At 62.5% G+C, this 405-nt stretch carries 1 pseudogene; it reads left to right on the top strand.

Annotated elements, in window-relative coordinates:
* Positions 1-405 (top strand): annotated as a pseudogene (locus tag ACM6UT_RS23480) (fumarylacetoacetate hydrolase family protein); the annotation flags it as partial.

Raw genomic sequence — 405 nt, 5'->3', positions numbered from 1 at the left:
GCGCCATCGGCCCGATGATCAGGCTGTTCGACGTCACCTTCACGCTCGATGACGTGCGCGCGGCCGAACTTCAACTGACGGTAAGCGGCAAGGACGGCTTCGTGCTCGAAGGCCATTCGTCGATGAAGCAGATCAGCCGCGACCCCGAGGACCTGGTGCGCCAGACGCTAGGCCCACATCATCAGTATCCCGACGGTCTGGTGCTGTTCCTCGGCACGCTTTTTGCGCCGACGCAAGACCGCGACGTGCCGGGCGAAGGCTTCACCCACAAGCTGGAAGACATCGTTACCATCTCCTCTCCCAAGCTGGGCAGTCTGACCAACACGGTGCGCCTGTCGAGTGAGTGCCCGCAATGGACCTTCGGTGCGCGCTCTCTCATGCGTAACCTTGCCGCCCGAAACCTCA

It is taken from the genome of Ciceribacter azotifigens, assembly GCF_048159625.1.
GTDB classification, from domain to species: Bacteria; Pseudomonadota; Alphaproteobacteria; order Rhizobiales; family Rhizobiaceae; genus Allorhizobium; species Allorhizobium azotifigens.
Note: the sequence above shows the minus strand (reverse complement) of the source record. Positions and strands in the feature narration are given on the sequence as shown.